This is a genomic window from Pauljensenia hongkongensis, assembly GCF_001746855.1.
GTDB classification, from domain to species: domain Bacteria; phylum Actinomycetota; class Actinomycetes; order Actinomycetales; family Actinomycetaceae; genus Pauljensenia; species Pauljensenia hongkongensis.
Window position 1 is genome coordinate 1,408,967 of sequence record NZ_CP017298.1, and the last position, 2,588, is coordinate 1,411,554.

Here is a 2,588-nt window from a genome sequence, read left to right on the forward strand (position 1 = left end):
GGTCGGCGCCCCACGCCGGGGCCGGCGGGATCGGACGGGCCATCCGAGCGCGGAGGAGCGCGCCGCCCGCGCCCGCCCTACTGGTTCCAGGAGTACTGGGCCGGGGCGATCTCCCCGCCGCTTCCCGTCATCCACCCGCCGCGGGCGAGGGCGAAGGAAGCGCCGCTCTTCGTGTTCCAGCAGCTCACGCCGTCCGCCGTCGACGAACAGGCGTAGTCGCCGTTGGCGGCGTACTGGCCGTAGGTGAGGCCGGTCGCGGCCGTGGCGCCGGACGTGCCGCAGGACTGGACCGCGGAGTCGCCGCTGATCGAAAGGGTGCCGTGGGAGCTGCCCGAGCAGGACGCGTAGTTCCCCGCCGCCCAGTCGTTCGAGTTGATGACACAGCTCACGCCCGTGGAGTTGAAGGAGCAGGAGATGTTCCCCGAGGGAGTGGCGAACGCCGTGAGCTGCTGGGCGTTCGCAGGGGCCGGGTAGCGGATCGCCTCAGTGGTCGACGGGCTGGGGCTGGGCGTGGTGGGGGACGCGGTCGTGGGCGCCGCCTGCGCGGCGGGGGGCGTCGTCGGCGAGGAGTTGGGGGTCTCGAACCCCCGCGTGAACACGTAGATCACGACTGCGAGCAGTGCGATCGCGACGATGACGAGGGCGCTGAAGATGATGCCCAGAGCGCTCGGCCCTCCCTTGCGCTTCTTCGGGGCGGCCCCGTCGCCACCGCCGTCGTAGTCGGAACCCGAGGCGGGCGCCTGCTGGGCAGGCGCGCGCGTTGCGGTGGACGCGGCGGAATAGGAGGACCGCCTGCCCGCAGCAGGGTAGCCGGAGGCGGAGGCGCCCCCTGAGGGCGCGTACTGGCTGGTGGAGGAGGGCGCTCTGTACGGGGAGGCGCCGGGCGCCGCGTAGGGGCCGCCGGAGTCGCGGCCGACCGCACCGGGCATGGTCCGCGTGGCCTGCTGGCGCGGGTCGGCCGTGGGCAGCGGCATGGTGGCCGCGGCCCCCGCCGGCGAAGCGGACTTGGGGAAGACCGCCGTAGCGCCCTCCGGCGAACCCGACTTGGGGAAGACCGCCGTGGCGCCCTCCGGCGAACCCGACTTGGGGAAGACCGCCGTGGCCCCCTCCGGCGAGCCCCCCATGACGCGGGTGGCCCCGGCATCGGCTGCGGGCATCCGCGCCGTGGGGGCGTCCACCGCCGGGGTGCCCGCCGCAGGAGTGCGCGACACCGCGGTCTCGACCGAGGAGGTCCGCGCCGTGGGGGCGTCCACGCCGGAAGCGGAAGCGGCCTGCGCCTCCTGCCCACCGGAGCCCGCAGTGCGGTTCCCGAAGATCGAAGTGCGCCGCACCTGCGCGACGACCTGCTCGCGGCTCTGCACCTCGGGCTTGGGCGAGGCACCGCCCGCGACCGCGGAGTAGGGGGTCGTGCGCTCGACCTGGGAGTAGCTGTTGACGCCCCCCTGCCCGAGCACGTACATCCCGTGCTCGGCCGTGCGGATCTGGGATCCGGCGACCGCGCCCGACACGTCCCCGCTCATGACGAGGAAGCCGTTGGAGTCGATGTACCCGTCGTAGTCCTCGCGCGCCTCGAGCGCCGCGTTGACGGCGGGGTCGCCGAACTGGTGCAGCCAGTCGAGCAGCCCCCTGTACGCCCGGGGGTGGGCCGCGACGGCAGCGCGGGTCTCCGGGTAGCGGTACGCCAGCTGTCGGAGGGCTTCGGCATCCGTGGCAGGGTCGGCGGCGGCCCTGAGCGGGTCGTCGAAGTGCAACTCGTCAGCCATGCTGTGCTCCAGAATTCGTACGGGACAGATGCCGTCCCACTTTATCCCCTAACCGCGGGAGCGGCCCAATTTACGGACGGCTTTCACGCCCCCCACGGCGTTGTCCCTTGACATCAGCCTCTAGGCGCCCCTGAACTCGTAGGCGTCGAAGCCCAGGGCCCCTATGTCCCGGTCCAACGCCCGCACCTGGTCGTCCCACCCCGGGGCACGCGCGACGAACCCGTCAGGGGCGCCGGTCTGCCTCGCCTGCTGGAGCGCGAAGGACCGGGCGCCCGCCTGCCGCACCGCGCGCGCCACCTCGAGGCCGTCGTCCGACCCCCCGGGGAACACGGTGAGGCGCACCTCATGATCCACCTCGGGGTGGTCCATGAGCACCCGCAGCGCCTCCCACGCGCGCCCACCCGATCCCGGGCGTCCCGCCACGGCCGGGTAGTTGGCGGGAGTCGCTTTGATATCGAGGCCCACCCAGTCGACGAGGCCCTCGTCCAGCAGCGCTCCGAGGCGCGCGGGGTAGGGGCCGGCGGTGTGCAGGCCGACGGCGAATCCCAGTTCGCGCACGCGCCGCATGGCGGGGGCGAGGGCGATCTGCCGGGTGGCCTCGCCCCCGGAGAAGACGACCCCGTCGAGCAGGCCCCGGCGCCTGGCGAGCAGCCGTTCGACGGCGTCCCAGGCGACCACGCCCGGCACGCGCGGGTCGATGATCGCCGCGTTCTGGCAGTAGGGGCACGCCCACGGACAGCCCTGCAGGAACAGGGAGGCGACGAGTTCGCCCGGCCAGTCGACCGTGGACATGGGGACCAGGCCCGCGATCTGCAGGTCGTCGGG

General features: G+C 73.7%; 2 protein-coding genes. Both read right to left on the reverse strand.

The window, feature by feature from the left end; genetic code table 11:
* Positions 1 to 77: 77 nt before the first annotated feature.
* Positions 78 to 1,763 carry a variant leucine-rich repeat-containing protein gene (locus BH719_RS10300; RefSeq protein ID WP_009743876.1) on the reverse strand — a complete coding sequence of 562 codons (1,686 nt, stop codon included), beginning with the start codon at positions 1,761 to 1,763 and terminating at the stop codon, positions 78 to 80.
* A gap of 120 nt (positions 1,764 to 1,883) precedes the next feature.
* The coding region (locus BH719_RS05835) for an anaerobic ribonucleoside-triphosphate reductase activating protein (protein WP_009743877.1) at positions 1,884 to 2,588 on the reverse strand (705 nt) is incomplete at its 5' end.

Bases quoted from the DNA above. Each gene is read 5' to 3' on its own strand.
- BH719_RS10300 (WP_009743876.1), bottom strand. From the start codon at position 1,763: ATGGCTGACGAGTTGCACTTCGACGACCCGCTCAGGGCCGCCGCCGAC.